This window comes from Chroococcidiopsis sp., assembly GCF_051657925.1.
Lineage (GTDB): Bacteria > Cyanobacteriota > Cyanobacteriia > Cyanobacteriales > Chroococcidiopsidaceae > Chroococcidiopsis.
This window is the reverse complement of record NZ_JBOFLP010000150.1, coordinates 1-17972: the sequence shown is the minus strand read 5'-3', so window position 1 is coordinate 17972 and position 17972 is coordinate 1. Positions and strand designations below refer to the sequence as shown.

General features: G+C 44.3%; 16 protein-coding genes. 1 reads left to right on the top strand and 15 read right to left on the bottom strand.

Going from position 1 to position 17972, the window contains the following annotated elements:
- Positions 1-138 precede the first annotated feature (138 nt).
- Positions 139-1782, top strand: a complete 1644-nt coding sequence (locus ACRC32_RS11930; protein WP_438554161.1) for a glycosyltransferase family 39 protein — start codon at positions 139-141, stop codon at positions 1780-1782.
- A gap of 85 nt (positions 1783-1867) precedes the next feature.
- On the opposite strand, the gene ACRC32_RS11925 is transcribed toward ACRC32_RS11930, so the two are convergent.
- The 15 genes from ACRC32_RS11925 to ACRC32_RS11855 form a co-directional block, all read right to left on the bottom strand.
- The gene (locus tag ACRC32_RS11925) at positions 1868-2179 is read right to left on the bottom strand and encodes a hypothetical protein (protein WP_438554160.1); all 312 of its coding nucleotides are present in this window, start codon (positions 2177-2179) and stop codon (positions 1868-1870) included.
- A gap of 501 nt (positions 2180-2680) precedes the next feature.
- On the bottom strand, positions 2681-3637 hold the full coding sequence (locus ACRC32_RS11920) for an NAD-dependent epimerase/dehydratase family protein (protein ID WP_438554159.1): 957 nt from the start codon (positions 3635-3637) through the stop codon (positions 2681-2683).
- Positions 3638-3815: 178 nt separating this feature from the next.
- Positions 3816-5135, bottom strand: a complete 1320-nt coding sequence (locus ACRC32_RS11915; protein ID WP_438554158.1) for an NAD(P)H-dependent oxidoreductase — start codon at positions 5133-5135, stop codon at positions 3816-3818.
- A 606-nt stretch (positions 5136-5741) separates the two neighbouring features.
- Positions 5742-6062: a hypothetical protein gene (locus tag ACRC32_RS11910; protein ID WP_438554157.1), complete on the bottom strand. Its 321-nt coding sequence runs from the start codon at positions 6060-6062 to the stop codon at positions 5742-5744.
- Positions 6063-6198: 136 nt separating this feature from the next.
- Positions 6199-7530 carry a GDSL-type esterase/lipase family protein gene (locus ACRC32_RS11905; protein WP_438554156.1) on the bottom strand — a complete coding sequence of 444 codons (1332 nt, stop codon included), beginning with the start codon at positions 7528-7530 and terminating at the stop codon, positions 6199-6201.
- Between the two features lie 2 nt (positions 7531-7532).
- The gene (gene rfbC / locus ACRC32_RS11900; RefSeq protein WP_192155919.1) at positions 7533-8081 is read right to left on the bottom strand and encodes a dTDP-4-dehydrorhamnose 3,5-epimerase; all 549 of its coding nucleotides are present in this window, start codon (positions 8079-8081) and stop codon (positions 7533-7535) included.
- An 88-nt stretch (positions 8082-8169) separates the two neighbouring features.
- A complete protein-coding gene (locus tag ACRC32_RS11895) occupies positions 8170-8919 on the bottom strand; it encodes an acyltransferase (protein ID WP_438554155.1) in 750 nt (249 codons plus the stop codon).
- Positions 8920-9110: 191 nt separating this feature from the next.
- Positions 9111-10292 carry a glycosyltransferase gene (locus tag ACRC32_RS11890; RefSeq protein WP_438554154.1) on the bottom strand — a complete coding sequence of 394 codons (1182 nt, stop codon included), beginning with the start codon at positions 10290-10292 and terminating at the stop codon, positions 9111-9113.
- Positions 10293-10458: 166 nt separating this feature from the next.
- Entirely contained in the window at positions 10459-12309 is a 1851-nt protein-coding gene (hepA, locus tag ACRC32_RS11885) for a heterocyst formation ABC transporter subunit HepA (protein WP_438554153.1), read from the bottom strand.
- A gap of 22 nt (positions 12310-12331) precedes the next feature.
- Positions 12332-12487: a hypothetical protein gene (locus tag ACRC32_RS11880; RefSeq protein ID WP_438554152.1), complete on the bottom strand. Its 156-nt coding sequence runs from the start codon at positions 12485-12487 to the stop codon at positions 12332-12334.
- A gap of 13 nt (positions 12488-12500) precedes the next feature.
- Complete coding sequence (locus ACRC32_RS11875) at positions 12501-13337, bottom strand: class I SAM-dependent methyltransferase (protein ID WP_438554151.1); 837 nt, start codon at positions 13335-13337, stop codon at positions 12501-12503.
- A gap of 19 nt (positions 13338-13356) precedes the next feature.
- Positions 13357-14121: an acyltransferase gene (locus ACRC32_RS11870; protein WP_438554178.1), complete on the bottom strand. Its 765-nt coding sequence runs from the start codon at positions 14119-14121 to the stop codon at positions 13357-13359.
- Between the two features lie 25 nt (positions 14122-14146).
- On the bottom strand, positions 14147-15085 hold the full coding sequence (locus ACRC32_RS11865) for a beta-1,6-N-acetylglucosaminyltransferase (RefSeq protein ID WP_438554150.1): 939 nt from the start codon (positions 15083-15085) through the stop codon (positions 14147-14149).
- Between the two features lie 168 nt (positions 15086-15253).
- Positions 15254-16114, bottom strand: coding sequence for a glycosyltransferase family 2 protein (locus tag ACRC32_RS11860; RefSeq protein ID WP_438554149.1), 861 nt, complete (start codon positions 16112-16114; stop codon positions 15254-15256).
- Between the two features lie 176 nt (positions 16115-16290).
- Positions 16291-17970 carry an FAD-dependent oxidoreductase gene (locus ACRC32_RS11855; protein ID WP_438554148.1) on the bottom strand — a complete coding sequence of 560 codons (1680 nt, stop codon included), beginning with the start codon at positions 17968-17970 and terminating at the stop codon, positions 16291-16293.
- Positions 17971-17972: the final 2 nt, after the last annotated feature.

Genomic DNA, 17972 nt, shown 5'->3' with positions numbered 1-17972 from the left:
GGGCATTGCCCACCACAATGATAACTTTAGGTGGGCAATGTCCACCCTACCACTAATATAAAGATTTTTAAACTAAGGGATGTGACAGCATGAAACCATACGTCTTTAGATGAAAATCTAATAGATAACGGTTTTTTAATGCATCGTTCCCTCACTAGTAAAAATTCTTCTTGGTTGCAGAGATTTCTCGTAGCTATTTTAGTTTTAGGTATATTTTTTCGCTTAATTAACCTCGATCGCAAAGTTTACTGGTTTGACGAAGGCTTTACTTCTTTAAGAGTTGGCGGTTATGTGATTCGAGAAGTCGTACAGCAAACTTTTAACGGGAAAATTATTGATGTTAGCGATTTTCGGCAGTATTTAAGTCCAAATCACAATCGCAATTGGCTAGATACGATCGAATCGTTAGCAATAGAAGATCCGCAGCATCCACCCCTTTATTATTTAATGTTGCGTCAGTGGATGCAATGGTTTGGTAATTCGGTGACAGCTATCCGCAGTTTGTCGGCTGTTACTAGCTTACTTGTATTTCCTTGCATCTATTGGCTGTGCCGAGAATTATTTCCATTATCGCCCTTAACGGGATGGATGGCGATCGGTTTAGTTGCTATTTCTCCGTTTCACGTCCTCTACGCTCAAGAAGCGCGGCAGTATAGTTTATGGACTGTGACAATTTTACTTTCTAGTGCTGCTTTATTACAAGCCAAGCGCTGCTACAGTCGGTTGAATTGGGGAATTTACGCGATCGCGATCGCATCTGCTCTATATACATTCTTATTTTCTGCTTTTGTGGCGATCGCGCACGGAATTTATATATTTGTAAGTGAAAATTCGAGTCGAAGGTGGCGCTGGACAAAAACAGTTCGAGCTTATTTATTGGCTACAAGTATAGCATTAGCAATCTTCACCCCTTGGCTAGCGATCGCCATTCATAACTATGGCAGATTGCGAGATTCAACGAACTGGATATCAGCAGCTAAAATATCTGCTTGTCAGTTAGTTTTTTCGTGGGGAAATACGATCGGACTAATTTTTTTTAATGCCACTAATTTAGAATTTTTTATCTTGCCATTAACTCTGATTTTAGTCGGCTATGCAGCCTATTTCACCTATCGGTTTTCCGAGCGTAAAGTTTGGTTGTTTCTCTTCACTCTATTTGGAGGTACAGCCTTATGTCTGGCAATTCCAGACTTTATTACTCAGGGACAAAGAACGCTACAAGCTCGATTTTTAATTCCCTGCTATCTCAGCATTCAAATTGCTGTTGCCGATCTTTTTACTACTAAAATTGTTTCTCCTCATTTTCCTCAATGGCAAAGAAAAATTTGGTTATGGATAGCGATCGCTGTCTTCATAGGTGGTATATTTTCTTCTACTAAAATTGCTTACTCAGAAGCCGCGTGGAATAAAGGTAAAAATCAAAACGACCCTGAAATTGCTCGAATTATCAATCAGGCTGCTCGTCCGCTAGTCGTTGTCAGTAATTATCAATCTCTGTACGATTGTAATGCTACTTATTTATTTTCTTTTAGTCATCTTCTAAATCCAAACGTTAAGCTTCTACTAGTCAATCAAAAAAATATTGAAATCGATGCAGAGCAATTTAGTAATGTATTTTTATATAATCCCTGTGGTTTGACAGATTTCAAATCTAGATTTGCAAGGGAGTTTTTAGCACTAATAACTCGGTTTAAAACAGAGCAAAATTATATAATAGAGCCAATAAACATTATTGAACAGGCTAATATTATTTGGTTGTTAAAATCGGTCAACGATCTGTAGGGGCGCATAGCTGTGCGCCCCTACGAATGTATTTTACCTGCATAAGAAACGCTATAATTATAGCCCTTCTTAAAAGATTCAGCCCCTAAATTTGACTTTTAACCTTGTAATCTGTCCTCAAAACTTCCGAATAGCCAGTTGTCAATCTTGCTGGATTGATTGTCGGTTGCTTTGTCGCTTTTGGCATGTTGAAAAAAAAGTTTGTGAAAAGCCTAAAGCAGTAAACAGGAATTAGCAAAACCCAGAAAATAGTTGCTACAATTAAAATTGTAAAAGCTAAAAATCTATCTTCCACTGAAGGATTGGGCTGGCGATGAAAGAAGGTCATCCAATTCATCAAAAAGTAGCAACTGCCAGCTAAGAAAATGCAAATTGATGCTGCAATGATAGTGTTCATGCCAAATTACACGGTTTTAGGTTAAACAGCGGTCACAAATAGTTTTTGAGATTTGCTATTTTGACGGTCATGCGTCATTTGCTAATTGCTAATGTATTTCTCATCAGAACTTTTCAGCTCGAATGAGACGTTAGACTTAGCAATCTGAAATAACTTTAAAATCGCTGGCGATCGCATTATTGAATACACGTCATCGGCTTTTTATATTGTTTTTATTATTACCAACAACAATCGAGCGATAACTCTCCTTACGAACAGTTTATGACATATGAAGTTGCGATCGACTCAAATTAACTTCAAATTAACTATTTTATGATTTGGCAGCAACCGCAAATTTGCCGATCGGTGAAACTATCTATATTTGTAATCGGGTGAAATTACGGAAAATCTAAAATTTTTAGAAAAATCACTGAATTTTGACATATGTGAACTCAACAAATAACCGTAAGGGAGCAGAAAGATAGAAATACTCGCTGCTCCTGCACGAAAACTCTCATTGCTCTAAGCTATTGACGCAGTATGGAAAGGGTAGTTTTCTGGCTGACGGTGAGGCGATCGCGCCAATGTAAAGTGACTTTGGATCGAATCGGTAAGAGTAAAGAAATTTAATAATTGTTCCGCACCTTGCCGAGGATTCCAACCACATTGAAAATCAGGGAAAAACTGATGAATCTTGTCAAAAGTCATAAATAGACCGCGATCGCCAAAACCATTATGTCCAAAGCTAAAATTCTCAACTTGAAAAACTTCTGCTACCATAGCAGCAATTTCTATCAGTTGATAGTTATGATTTGTATCACCAACATTAAAAATTTGTTGATGAACGAGAGAACGCGGTGCTTGGAGAATGCAATTGATAATTTGGCAGATATCTAGAACGTGGACGACAGGACACCAAGATAGACCCTTGCCAGGAATATTAATCTTGTTAGCCGTCCAAGCTAATCCTGCCATATTGTTGAGAACGACATCAAAGCGAATGCGGGGAGAAGCACCGAAAGCTATTGCCGGTCGGAGAATTGTCGGCGAGAATTCTGCCGAGGCGATCGTCAATAGATCGCTTTCAATCGCAGCTTTACAAATAGCAGAAGGAGTTTGAGGACGAACGGGAGATTCTTCCGTGACGTATTCTTCCTCGCCTGCACCATAAACGCTACAGGACGACAAATAAATAAAGCGACTGACTCCAGCAGCTTTGGCTAAGTTTGCCAAGTGCATAGCATCTCTGTAGTGGATGTTACAGGCGATTTGCGGATGCAAGGCTGGATTCCCGCAGATTTCTCCCGTATGTATGACTGCGTCAAAATTTTGCAAGTCGGTTACTGCCAACTCAATCAAAGATAAGGCAGCGCCACCGTTCGCTTGACTGACGCTAATCGCCTCATGACCTTGTTGTGTGAAGCAGGCAACAACGAGGGAACCTACATATCCTTCAGGATCGGTAACGAGTATTTTCATTGTTTTCCGATAACACCCTTGAATATCAGTTATTAGCGAACAGGGAGCAGGGAGCAGGGGAAGAGAGCTGCTCTTGAGCTGAGGGAGCAAGACAATTCACAGTTCGTAATTCTCTCACTACACCCCACACCCTACACCCTACACCCCATTCATCACGCACCACTCACCACGCATCAGTTTATACTGCTACAGGAGATTTTGCGGTTGGCTGAATGCCGAAATGCGCTTCTTGTTCTGCCCGTAATCGATCGCACAGTCTACCTGTAGGTAGTTCTACATCGTCGTAAGTGAGAACTTTATCTTTTGGCAAATCTCGCTTCAAGCGACAACCAACAGCCAAACCCATCGGTAAAAGATTTTGCGATCGCACCACGTCGGCATTTTCGCATTGTCCGTAAGTCATGTACTCGCCAATGCCATCGAGAGTTTCTCCAGCTTTGAGATCGATTTTGGCAGTCGTCACAACTTCGACTACAGCACCAGCAATAGGAGTCATGACAGGATCTTGACATAAAACCGCCCGCGCTACTGACAAGGGAACTTCAAAGTGGCAGAGATGGTAGGGAGTGTAAAAACTGTAGAGAGGACCTTCCCCCAACTTGTAGAGATTGAGATAGTGTCTCTGTTTCGGGTCGTCGTGGGTTCCAAAGACATATACCCCTGGACCGGGTTTAGCACCAACGGCATAATCGACAATCCCACCTAATGCTTTTAATTGGTCGAGATCGTATTTATTGGTCATTTCGTCTACATGACCGTCATGATAGTAACCCAACATCCCGCGCTGGGCAACTTGCATACCTGTAGCGTTAGCCACGATCGCCTGCTCGAAAGAAATCTTGGTTCCGTCAGCAAAACTCGTTACCATACAAGGGTTTTGTCCCCAACGCTGAGCAAAACCAGCTTGGGTGGTAGGATTGCGGTAAGGGTCTTGCAGTCCTTTAATGTTGCCGCATACGAGTGGAGTTAAACCGATACTCTTGACAAAACGGTAGAGATTCATCTGTACGCCTGGTTGGTCGCCATCGCAAGCAGAGAGGATAACCCCAGCGCGGTCGGCATAGACTTTGAGGATAGGACCGATCGTACCGTCGAGTTCCGCATTCATCATAATTACATGCTTGCGGTGGGCGATCGCCTTCATAACGACATGCGCCCCAAATTCTACCGCGCCCGTGACTTCAATCAAAGCATCAATGCCCGTAGCTTGACACAACAGCATTGCGTCATCTGTGACTGCATACTGTCCGGCGGCGATCGCTGCTTCTAAGCCAGATACGGTTTGGACGGCTTTCGCGTCTTCTATTCCCGCTTCCCGATAAGCACGCATGGCTTTATCAACATCGCGGTTAAAAATCGCTACCAGTTCCATACCTGGAACGGAATTGATAATTTGGTTGGCAATACCTCGTCCCATAAAGCCAGCACCAATCATCCCCACGCGAACGGGGTTGCCTGCTTCTGCCCGTGCTTGTAAAGCGCGATCGACAATGATCATGATTTATGTTCCTTAATTCAGTTATCAGTTATCAGTTATCAGTTATCAGTTGTTGTAGGGGCGGGTTTAGCCAATCGATGAACGACTGAGATAGTTAGTCTTCGGTCAAAATCCACCCCTACTTGTAGAGGCGGGTTTAGCGAAAAGACTCACAACCACAGCAGTAAATCTTTACTCAAAACCCGCCCTTGCAGCAGTTGTCAGTAATAGGTATCTTGCCGCACATAACAATATGGATTGAAAGTGGTTTTTGGTTTATTGTTCCGAGACAGTATAACTTTGGTTCCGAGACAGGACAACTTCAATCCTCTGGTATCGTTGAGGGTAGGCAGAAGTTACGCATTTGAAATCCGAGATCGCGATCCCCCTAGCCCACGGACACTTTACTCAACGGGGGGAACCCCCGCACGTAAGTGTCCTCCCCTTAATAAGGGGGGAACAAATGCTCCTCTTCTAATACCAATTACATTTTCCTGGCAACAGAATCTAGTATGTAGACCCATCTAGTATGTGGGGGTTGGGGGGATCTGCTCCGCCGTAGTTGAAAAATCCCAAGGAGGGACAAAATGCCCCTCCTGTAAGAGTTTTACTTGGCGATCGCCTCAACTACGCTACTATAATAATTTGAGTTGGACTTAGGTTAGGTAATCCATTGAACTTAGCTATGGCGATCGCTGAGTTCGTACCAATACCATCCGCATCAAAACTAAATATGCCCGTAGCGGTATCGTATAAAAAGTTAGCATTATTACCGACAGACTGAGGATTATTGCCACTAACAAACGTGCCAGTAATAGCAGCAGTCGAACTTAATGCCACCCCAGCTGCTAAACCACCACCGAAACCACTAGCAGAGATTTGAATGAAATCATCAGTGCTAAAGTTGGTAATTGTATCGCCACCATTAGCACCAAATATTTCTGGCAAAACTCTACTCCCCACACTTACTGGTTGACTGTTCTATTTGCAAAATTACACCTATAGATAGATGTAACAGTTAGATATCTACAGAATCAACCCGGAGAAGAGTATTTCCGCACGTTATGCTCTAGTTTTACCGAAATTAACCAATAATTTGGATTTGCTCCCAACTTAAGCTAGGTAAGCTCCTGAGTCTGGCTATGGTTATGGCTGCATCAATCCCAACCCCATCTTGGTCAAAGCTTAGAATGCCCGTGGCAGTATTGTAGAGAAAGTTGGCGCTTGTACCCAGAGCGAGGGGATTATCGCTGCTGACAAAAACACCTGTTGCTGCTTCCGTCAAGCTCAAAGGCGTACCCGCAACTAAGCCACCACCAAAATTAGCAGCAGAGAATTGGAAAAAGTCATCTGTACCAAAATCGGTGATGGTATCGCTACCATGTTGAGGCGAGCGATAGATAAAGGTATCTATACCCCCACCCCCAGTTAGAATATCCCTACTTGCACCACCTTCTAGGACGTTATTACTAACATTGCCTAATAATTTATCCTTATAAGCCGTACCAATAACGTTTTCGACACTGCTGATGGTGTCGCGCTCCACGAGCGCGTCATACCATTTATTCCCAACTTTTTTGTAGCCTTGATAACTGAGGTGAACGCCATCTGACCCGAGATCGTCAATGGTTAAACTACCCTCTGCATCTACAAAAGCGACTTTTTTACCTTGGCTAACTTTATTGTTAACCAGTTGGGGAAGCAGAGCGTTAAAGTCTTCAGCGTTTTCTGCTGCTTCTGGTTTTACACCTTTAGATCCATTTGGATCGATCGGTGCAATGGAGGAAACAAAAATCTGCGTGTTGGGTGACTGTTGAGCAATGCGATCGATCAGGCGGCTCAGATCGCCATACATTTCATTGACAGAACTCGTTCCCGTGTCGTTCGTGCCAATGGTCAACAGAATGATGTGCGGCTGATAGGTTTTGAGTATACCTGTGTCGAGTAAAGCAGAAATCTCATCAATTTGCCATCCGCCATGTCCCTCATGGTCTTTATCGCCGAGACTGCTAAGTCCATTGGATCGCGAACCCACAAAATCTATGCTCAAACCATCCGCCGCGAAATTTTGCCACAACTGAATCCGGTATGCTCCTGGAGTCGGTTCGACACTGTGTCCGCCTGCGGTCTTGGAATCACCAAGAGGCATAATTCTCGGCGTTCTCGACGTTCCATATATCGGCGCTAAAATAACACTTCGATTGAGATCGGCTACAATCCCCCTGGTGGATTGGCTGTAATCCACGGTATCGATACCGTCACCGCCAATCAGACGGTCTTTCCCCTTACCTCCAATCAGAATATCGTTACCTGCTCCACCATCAATAGTATCGTTGCCCCCAGCTCCATTGATGATGTCATTTTGGCGATCGCCACGCAAAATTTCGGTAGCTTCAGTACCGTTAATCGCGCTCAACTCTAGACTCCTACACTCACGGGTTCTAACAGTAAAGACCAAGTTGCATCCTTAGGCGAAATCTCGCTCACAGGTAAGCGCCACTCAATTGCCAGCGCCGGATCGTTGTAGCGCAGTCCTTTTTCGTAACCTGGAGTGTAAAACTCGCTCACTTGATACACGACTTCAGCATTAGGCGTGAGGGTTTGATAGCCATGAGCAAACAAATCCGGTACGTACAAAGCTCTGCGATTCTCTGCCGAGAGTTCTACGCCAATATGTGACAAATATGTCGGAGAATCAGGACGCATATCGATAATTACGTCGTAAATTGCACCTTGAGTACACCGAACTAACTTAGTTTCTGTGGCTGGGGGAGTTTGATAGTGCATACCCCTGAGCGTGCCTTTTTTATGATTAAAAGACAAATTACACTGAGCGACAGTCGGCTTTAATCCATGGTCGATAAATTCCTTCATGCAAAAAGTTCGAGCAAAGAAGCCTCTGCTATCAACTCGCTCGTCTAAATCAATAATGAATGCGCCTTTGAGTTTTGTTTCGATAAATTTCATGAATTTCTCCAAAAAAATTGCAATGAATGTCTATAACTAAACCCGAACTCTCCGTCCTCATCTTGAGATTTAAAGCAGTGCTTTATCTCTACAATTTGTTGTCAGCATCATGTCGTTGAGAAATTACCTTAGCAGGTACACCCACTGCCACAGAGTAAGGTGGAATATCTTTAGTTACCACAGCTCCTGCTCCAATGACACTTCCTCTACCAATAGTTACTCCATCAACAACTCTGACTCCACTACCCAGCCAGCAATCATCCTCGATCGCAATTCCCTTTTCTTTGTAAATAATTCCTTGTCCTCTGATGGGACGAGTACAATCGGAAAAATTATGATTGCCAGCATAAATTCCGCCATGGGAAGCAATCAAACAGTTGTTTCCAATGCTGATAGCTCTACCTGACAAACAGGTATAGGGACCGATGTGAGTATTTGCGCCAATCTCAATCGTACCCATACTATGAACTTTGATATCAACGCCACGTTCAATTAATGTCCCATCTCCGATCCGAATTCTGCTGTTGTGAGCGGAGTTTTTTAAGCGAACGCCAGACTCAAGGGTAACTGAATCTCCAATCCAGATTTTGCTCGTTTTCCCGACGTTTTTTAAGATAACTCCAGACTCAAGCGTAGTTCTGCTTCCAATTTCGATCCCATGAGGACACAGAAGTTGAACGCCTCGATGAATTTGAGCAGATGTACCTAATCGCGCAAAGATAGTGCGATAGAGCGGCATTTTTAAAATCGAAAATGGAATCCATTCTACTAATTTAGTGGCTAAAGCTTCTTTCCTATGGAACCACTTTGACAAAGACAGATCGTTGACGAAATCCATGATGCTGTATCTCTCTACTGAGTTCTAGTTTGCCTAATCTTCCCATCCAAATTTTTCACCATTGAATTTTTTGGTGCCTGACAGCGCGTTTATGATTGGAATAGCTGGTGAGAAATCCTATAACTTTGCTTCAAGATACTGCATAACTCTTTAATTTTAGGCAAAGAAGCATTGACAAACGATCGCTTAATTTAATTAAGTGCAGCCTGACCAGTTGTTAATACTCCACTCTCAGAATTTTGATTTTCTTTTGGTAATAAATTAGGGGTAGCTTCCCCTAATACTTGTTTCAAGACTTCTTGATACCGTACAGCGTTGAATGTATTGACAACTTTTGGACGACTCTGCTCCCAATCCACAGGATAAGCTACACCATGAATAATATTTAAAATTGACATGACAATTGGCTCAGCCGCAGGTTCGCATGTCCAAAAGTCTACTTCAGGGTTAAAAAATTCGGTCAAGGCAGGAGCATTCATAGTTAAGATCGGCAGTCTCATAGCAAGAGCTTCATTCAATTTATTTGGGAGAGCATGGCGTGCTGCATCTCCATCTCCGAAGATACCTAATGCTAGATCGCAGTTCTCGACTAAATATTTAGGTAAAGAGCCATCAGCAAAGTTGAGATCTTTTCTGAGAAAAACACAATCTCCAAGATTTGCTAGCTGAATCTTCTCAGCATAAGTGGAAAAAATAGGTCGGTCTACACCAAATAAATTGCAAGTAAACTTAACTTCTTTTTCCTTTAAAGTTTGCATTGCTTGCAAAATTTTGTCTATGCCGTGCAGTGGAATAAATGTTCCCCACCAGCAAATTCTAAGTACGCCATCATGCATGAAACTTCTTTGATGCAGTAGCGTGGTAGAAGTATTGCAGTTAGGAGCGATAAAAACTTTACTGCGATCGACATGAATATCGAGTAGTTTTTCCCAATATACTAATTCATAATCGGCACTATGGATCAAATAATCCGATTTCGTGAGAGCTAAAATATCAAACTCCTTAAAGGCTTTAGCTTTTTGATCGTCAACTTCAATCGTTTTGTATTCTTTTACATAATTGTCGTAAAGCGAGATATGCATTTCTACGATTAATTTTTTGCGCAGGAGCTTAGCAACCCAAAGAACATTTTTGATATAAATGGTATTTTTGGGTAGCAAATATATCACATCGGCAAAGATAGCCTTAACAAAAAAGTCGATCCAAGAAAATATAGTTAAGAACTTGTTACTCGTCCAATAAAAGTCGGGATTAAATTGAGCAATACAATATTGCGATCGCTGAAGCAGATCGATCAAGACCTTGGAACGATAATTGACCGGAAAAGATTTTCCATATAGCAGAATTTTGATTGCCCTTGTGTTAGTTGACACGGTTGTTTCAGTCCTGAGTTGAAATAGAGTGTAGGGTGTGAGGGAAAGAGAGCAGAGGGAGCAGAGGGAGCAGAGGAGAAGTCAGAAGTTTCCAAGTCAGAAGCGATTCACGCACCACTCACCGCGCACCACTCACCACCCAATTACCAATTACCAAAATCTGGTGTTAGCCAAGCTGACTGACTTCATGTTGCATTTGGTGATACTTCCAGAGATTGCCGCGCTGTTGCAGCAACTCTTGATAAGTTCCTTGTTCGAGAATTCGTCCTTGTTCTAGCACGACGACCTTATCAGCACGAACGATAGTTGAAAGCCTGTGAGCGATCGCAATCACCGTGCGCCCTTGAGATAGCTTTTCTAATGACTCTTGAATGAGTCGCTCGGAAACGGAGTCTAAAGCACTTGTCGCCTCATCTAAAATCAAAATATCTGGGTCGCGTAACAAGGCACGGGCGATCGCCAACCGCTGGCGCTGACCTCCAGATAATCGTACTCCCCGTTCTCCCAATTGAGTATCAAAACCTTCAGGTAGTTTCTGGATAAATTCCAGCGCGTTAGCAAGTCGAGCCGCTTCCCAAACCGCTTCTTCATCTACCTCTTCTAAAGCGTAGGCAATATTGTCTCGCACGGAAGCATTGAAGATAAATGTATCCTGACTGACTACAGCTAGCTTGCGACGCAGCGATTTAATGTCATAATTTTGCAGATCGATACCGTCAATGAAAATTTGTCCTTGGGTTGGGTCGTAAAATCGCGGAATTAAATCTGCTAATGTCGTTTTGCCAGCACCAGAAGATCCAACTAATGCAGTCATCTCACCACGGTTAATCGTTAGCTTGATGTTATGCAATACTGAATGTTTCTTGTCGTACCCAAAATCTACAGACACAAACTCAATCGCTCGCTGTAACTTGGAAAACTGAAGTTTGCCATTGCGTAAATACGTTTTGTTATCAGTCCGCAACAGCTCTTTAATATTGCTGAACGATCCCTGAAAACTGCTGAACTTTGCCCTGGCTCCATCTAATTGACGGCGAATTGGCATTAGACGTAACAACACAAATAGAAATGTCAGCAAACCTGCTGGTTGCAGTTGTCCGTTTGGGATTAAGACAGCAAACGCTAAGAACAAAATGCCAAACAGGATAAAAGTAGCTATCCCTTCCGATACAGGTTCTACTAACGCTTGGGCAGCTCTGGATTTAGTACTAGCCTGCAACAGTTGCAAACTTGCATCCTGAAACCGCTTGCGCTCGAAGTCTTGGGCGGCGAAAGCTTGAACGGTGCGAATCCCATTGATAAATTCCAACGCTACTGAAACATACCAGCGTCGAGCCTTTGTGGTAGCAAAACTCGCTTCTCGGATCTGCCCTAATAGACTTGTTATCCCTACCGATAGCAAGCCGAACAGCATGGCTGTAATAATCATCAGCTGCCAGGACAGCATGAACATGGAGATCGTATATGCGATAAGAGTCGAACCCCGCGTGAAAAAAGTAGCCAGGACATCAAAAGCCAGCGTAATTTGATTGACTTCGCTCGTCAGGCTGTTAACTAAATTTCCCGCACGGGTCTTGGTGAAAAAACTCAAGCTGAGTGCTTGCAACTGCTCGAAAACTTGCAAGCTTAACCGATATCCTAAAGTATACTGAGCCGTAAAAACGTAAAGCCGTCCTAAGTACGTCAAACCCAACCGCAGTAGAGTTGTGAGCAGAACTAAAGCAGACGAGCGGAAGAGTCGCTCGCTGGCAGGAGCATTGACCGCTAAAATCCAAACATCAAACCAGCCCACCCCAGTTTGAATTGGTTTGGCGTTGGGATTGAGTACGCTATGTAAGACAGCTAAGATAAACCCAACTCCAAAGCCCTCCATTACTGCCGCTAGCAACGTGAAAACTGCTGCCAGAATTGCAATTTGCCGAAAGTGCTTGAACTCGCGCAGGATAAAATAATATTCTTTCCAAAAATTTGTAGCTACCAGGAAATTGCGGACTGGCGTGGGAAGTTTGATCTGCATGTGATTTCTAGATATATGATTTCTAGATAGTGGTTGCGATTGAGCGATCGCCAAAACTGAGCAAAATAAGAGTGTGGGAAGTGTGGGAAGTGTGGGAAGTGTGGGAAGTGTGGGGAAATTTTGAATTGTCTTGCTCCCTCTGCTCCCTGCTCCCTGCTCCCTGCTCCCTACTCCCCACTCCCTGCTCCCTGCTATTTAGCTATTAGCCAATTAGAAAAAAGCCTACGTAGCTTATTCAAACCATGCTGCGGCTGAGCGAGATAAAGGGTTGTATGGTAGACAAAGCTAACCATGCCGCGTTCGTCTGCCCAACGAGCGTGCAATTCCTGTAAATCCACAAGTAGTTGCCGATGCGCTGCTCCCTCTTGAGGGACAAATGATTTACTGAGCGCGTAACCGATTGTTCCAACCAAATCTAACTCGTGCTTGTAAGTAAAAGTATGGCGACGGACGCGCCCGAAATGTGAACTTGACATCAAGAGCCGACCGACTGAGTTTTGCGGCTGGGGCGCTGGCAGTTCGCTCATCGCTGCTTTCACGATGCGATCGAATTCTACAGAAAATTCGTCATCTGCTGCTCGTTGATTCCAAACGATCGCCAGCCGTCCAGATGGTTTGAGAATGCGGTGAAACTCTGCTAGGGTTGGCTGAGGATTAAACCAGTGAAAAGCTTGAAAGGATGTAATCAGATCGACAGATGCGGTTGGGAGATGAGTGTGTTCGGCGCTAGCATCGCAGAATTTTACCAAGGGATGATTTTGGGCGGCGCTGCGCATTGAAGTATTCGGCTCGATCGCCCAGACGTGGATACCGCGCTCTGCTAGCAACCGCGAGGCTATACCCGTACCAGCTCCAACATCTGCTGCTGCTAGCTGCGATGGTTCGCCCAGTTCTCTCAAAATAGTATCGATGACGTTGGGTGGGTAAGTCGGTCGATACTTGGCATAATCTACTCCGCGCTTGGAAAACGCGCTGAGTGGGTCGATCTCGTAATATGCTGAATTAGCTGAATTATTCGCGATCGTCATGAAGTTGCCTATTTTGTATTTACTGAGGGCTTGGTACGAGATTTGACTCTGCTAAACTACTGCGCAGTTTCACGACACGGGCAGGTACGCCCAAAGCGATCGCGCCCTCCGGTATATCTTGTGTCACAACTGCACCAGCACCAATGACAGCACCCTTACCAATGCGTACCCCATCTAGGACGATGACTCCAAAACCCAACCAGACATCATCTTCGATCGCGATGCCTCCTTTGGTCTGTAAAGGTTGCTTCGCGATCGGCAGATCTGGCGCAATAGCGTGATCGTAGGGATAAAAAGCACAATTGGGGGCAATCAAGACATTGCTACCGATTTGAATCGCTGACTTGTAGGCTGAAAACTGGCAGCGGGGCTGAACGGATGTATTGTCTCCGATTTGCAAACTGCCACCATTCCCCGTCTGAATGCAAATATCCTGATGCAGGCGCACCCGATCGCCTAACTCGACTGAACCACTATTGCGATCCTCAAAAATCAAAACGCGATCGCTGATAAAAACGTTAGCGCCGAGTTTCAATTGAGAGTGATACACGGTGGCACTAGGCGCAATATATCCTTTTGAGTTGTATTGAGCTAAACGACGACGCTCGTAGTAGGGTGGAATGAACCAGGTAGCAAGCCAAGTAGCAAATCGCCCGAAATAGCCTAATCCAGCAAATTTCATCCAAAAGCGCGACCAGATAGTTACGAGAAAGCTGAGTAATTTATCTGGTTGTCTTATTTTGCCAATTTGAGTCCAGATATTTTGAGTTAAACTGCCATCCATATATTCAGTCACAACTGTTACACTTTTAAATATGTTCGGGTGCAAGTGGAGAATGATTTAAGACTTGAGTGTCAAGCAAGTCTAAGATTTCACTATCTATCTCGGCATCAAATTTTCTGGCAAAATGAAAATTGCCGTTAGTGACGATCGGATAGTCTTTAACAGTTAGCAACCTAGCAAAGCCGCCAAGCTCTGGAGGATAATCATGGTAACGCTTGTCATCATTACAAAGATTAAACTGCTGACTATTGACTAACACAGTTTGAACTAGAGATTCTTCAGGACCGATCGTTCTTTTGTAATACCTCAATATGTCAGGATGTTCGTTCAAGTAGTTCATTAAAAACTTGACACAGGCTTGAGAGAGAGTATTCCAGTGCCATCCTCTATAACATTTAAAATTGCGATTGAACGGAGTTTTTGTTTTCAGTCCGACCATAGAGTATCGCCATTTTACAATCAGCGGCGTGTAGTGTTGAATTTTTCCAGAATACTTTCTTAGCAGCCAATTAATTGCTTCTGGAACCTGCACGTATTGATTAAAAAATCGCTGAATACTCTTCTCATTCCAAGCGGATTTTTCTGCCAGCGGATCGTAATAGCGGATAAAGCCATCGTATTCAGTTTGAGCCAGAAACTCCTCAGTTTTAGATATGGGTTGAGTTGGGTAATCTTGACCGGAAAGACAAACTAACCAATCAAAATCAAATTTACGAGCGAGCAACCAATTAATTGCATCTAAATAAATTTCTAAAATTGAGAAATTACCTCTCGCAGCCGATTTATTTCTTTTAATTATTTCAACTTCCGAATAATTGTCTGCATCTTTTACATCTAAGTTGGACACACTAAAGTCATGATTAACTAAGACTATAGAGTTAGGGCTTTGTTTTTTAATAGTCCGAATTAGACGATAAATTTGCTCTGGATTTTTGTGACTTTGGATAAAGTAACATACTTTCATTTTTCTGCATGGTTAGATAAGTGAACGATGCAGATTGCCCCCCTGACGGAAGCCAAAATAACTTCGTATTATTTGCGATCTTCATTCTTGTTTGTAGATGCTTGCCGTGTAATTAAAATGCTATTTTGATATGTAAGGGCGCACAGATGTGCGCCCTTACCCTTTACACTAAAGTGCTAGAACTTGATACTTAATACAACCTTGCAATCGTCCCCAGCGGCGGGCAAAATGTGCCACCCATTTAGTCCGATGTTGCTGGGAAAAAATCTGCGGGAATTGCTTGAATAAACGCCACCAAGACTTTAAGCCTGCCTTCCAAGAAAGCTTAGGCATCCCTAGCGCTCCGTATTTTTTATACAGGAAAACGTTGTACTCTCCGGCAAGACGTGCTTGGCGGTAGATAGCTCTTAAGCGATCGCGCAAGCGGTAGTGAACTACTGCCTCTGGGACAAAATGGAGTTTCGTCCCAGCAAGTTGCACCCTCCAGCAATAGTCGGTGTCTTGGACTTTGAGCATAGTTTCATCAAATCCACCAACAGCTTCATGGATCGAGCGCTTGATCCCAAGGTTACTACTAGAAGCATGGGGTAGATAAGGGGGATGGCTAGTTAGCAACTTATCTACCTGAGTCAGAGGGCGATACGTGAGCGTCCAAGGTTCGTTGAGTTTTGTGTACTCGCGTTTGCCAGCCACAAAATCATGCTGGGAGAGCGCTTCGCCCATAGCCGGTACCCATCCAGCAGCTACCTCATCATCGGCATCGCAAAACGCCAATGCCTCACCCGCAGCCACAGATGCACCAACATTTCTAGCGTGTGCCGCACCTTGCCGACCGGATGAATTAACGATACGTAAGTTCGATAATTTTTCCTGATATTGCTCGGCGATCGCGACTGTTTCATCTGTCGAACCATTATCGGAAATAATAATTTCCCAAGGTTGATACCACTGTTGGGTCGTCAGTGCTTCAAGTTGACCGGAAATAGTGCCAGCTTCGTTGTAACAGGGAATAATTACGCTGAGTTTCATAACTTCTTTATAGATGCACCCAGTTTGCATTTGACGTTTAATCTTGTGCTAGGCGACTTTAAATAGCGATTCTCATTAGATCGCCATAAATTGTAGGGGCGCACACCTGTGCGCCCCTACTCGCGGATCTCATCCTATGGAATAAGTCGCCAGGACACAACAGCAGATCGAGCAAGTTACCCGATCGCTCCTGCTGTGGCTTCAGCACGACTCATCTGCTCTTGAATTCGATCTGCTAGCCGAATGGCTAGAGCCACAATTGTGAGAGTAGGATTGGAGAGTCCGCTGGTGGGAAAAACCGAACTACCAGCGATGTATAAGTTGTGAATTCCATGCACTTGACAATGCTCGTCAACCACACCTTCCCTGGGGTTGTTACTCATGCGAGTTGTGCCGATGTGGTGGTAGGAACCGCGCAGCGATCGCCAAGAAGCGTCATCGTCACCCAGTTCGATTTGCATTTTGCCAAGTCCAGAACGCTCGAATTCTTCAGCAATTAACTGCTGCGATCGCTTAATCGTATACTTGTCAATCGGACTCAAACGCCAGTCAAGCTGGACGCGATTCATCCCTAATTTATCGCGATCGCGGCTGAGGGTAATTCGGCTATCGGGATTCGGTGCTTGTTCCCCAATTAAGTGAGTTTCGCACAATTGCGGCTGTTTCGAGGAGCCTTTTTTCAGCAACTTCTGATAGGCTTTAGCCGCAATCCGATCGACATTGGAGATCGCCGTCGTCAGATCTTGGATTAACGTCGTGTCATTACTGTGCTTGTTACCTTCCTTAATGCTGGGGAAATACTTCTGCCTGTGTTCCTTATGTTCCTGAAGCTTGGGAAAAGCTTGATGTCCTACCGGGCGCGGTTTACCTAACCGCTTCAATCGCGTCACGGCTCGTACCCATTCTTCCTCGTAAGGTATCAGTCTTGCGGCAAAGTTGAGCATTTGCTCGCGCTCTTGCACTTCTTTCGATAGTCCTAGAGCCGTCGCCACAAATGTCTCGTCAATCTGACAATTTCTGCCCGTGTATAGGGGGATTTGACGGGAAGGCTGTAGTTTTCCAGAAATGAGATAGGGATGCTCCATGAAGAATCTGCCCACCAAATCGTGTTGGTTGCCGACTCCACCACTTTGCACCCGGTTGGAAGCTAACAACAAGCGGGGATTTTCAATTCCACCTGCTGCTAGTACGAAGACTTTTGCTGCTACCGAGAACTGTTTTCCATCGGAGCTAGCTACCCGTAGCCGCGTCACGGCTTGAGCGCCTTCGTTGGTTTCAATCTCCAGCACGTTAGCGTGGAGATAGGTGGTAATATTACTTGCCTGCTCGATCTCGGCGCGATAAGCGTCGCCAAAGCGTAAGTGTGTTGATGGGATAATCTGCCACAGATAAGTAGCCAGCTCGTCTGTCGAAAATGGCAATTGTCGCCGTTGCTGTTGTGCTAATGCCTCTTGCCAGTATGCCAAATCGTATTCAAATGGACCCAAATGACAAGCAGTTTGCGCCCGTTCGTAGTAGGGGTCTAGCTCCGCCTTAGGAAAACACCAACCGCTATAGGGCATCCAAGCACGATGCTCAAAATCAATCTCGTCCATCGGGCGACTCCAGCCGCCCCAGAGGTTAGTCGAACCGCCGAAATAGCGCCCGCGCGATTCTTTTAAAGGAAAATAGGGCAGTCCTGTATTCTCCCCGGCATACAGCGATTGCGTCTGTTCCTCGTAGTCGAATCCGCCACTTTCAAGCAAACAAACTTGTTCGGGGCGATCGCGCAATTCGCGTGCGAGCGTGATTCCTGCCGCACCAGCACCGATAATACAAATGTCTGTTTCTACCAGACTTTCTGCTGGTAATTTCAAAG